Raw genomic sequence first — 711 nt, forward strand, 5'->3', positions numbered from 1 at the left:
ATAAAGAACGCGCCAACAATTGGTACCACCATAAATGCCTGAGGCGAAGGACCAAAACGGTTAACAATAGAACCCATGTTCATCACCGCTGTTGGCGTCGCACCCAAACCAAAACCACAGTGACCACCCGAGATAACCGCCGCATCGTAGTTGCTGCCCATTACCTTAAAGGTCACGTAATAGGTGAAGATGGCCAAAAGCGCCGACTGAATCGCCAGAATCACTAAGAATGGGATCGCCAAATCAAAGATGTTCCATAGCTTCAAGCTCATGAGAGCCATCGCCAAGAACAGAGACAGCGACACCGTACCGAGCATATCGACGGTTTCAGCGTCCAGTTTACGAATCTTAGTCACCTCTAAGAAGTTCGTAATAATCACACCAATGAAGAGCGCGTAAACGAAATCAGGAATCCTCAACCAAGAGATTTCGTAGGTACTCACCCACTGTTCAACGTACTTCGCACCCGTCACACAAATCAGTAAGAAGAAGAGTTTTTCCACGACCTTTTTCGCCGTTACTTTGTCTTCTTCGTACTCGTTGTACGTCACCAGCTCTGGGAACTTCTCGTGGGTTTTGGCATCTCTACCACCACGACCGTACTCAGATTCGATACCATGTTTTTCCACTAGGCGTTGAGCCACTGGGCTACCAATGATACCGCCGATGATCAAACCAAAAGTGGCCGATGCCATCGCGATTTCCAGAACG

Annotated in this window: 1 protein-coding gene; it reads right to left on the reverse strand. The window is 48.2% G+C overall.

Translation table 11 applies throughout. The features are described 5' to 3' along the window. Positions 1-711: sodium/glutamate symporter (locus R7044_RS25485; RefSeq protein ID WP_318141738.1), on the reverse strand; the 711-nt coding region annotated here is incomplete at both ends.

This window comes from Vibrio sp. 1402 (genome assembly GCF_033340275.1).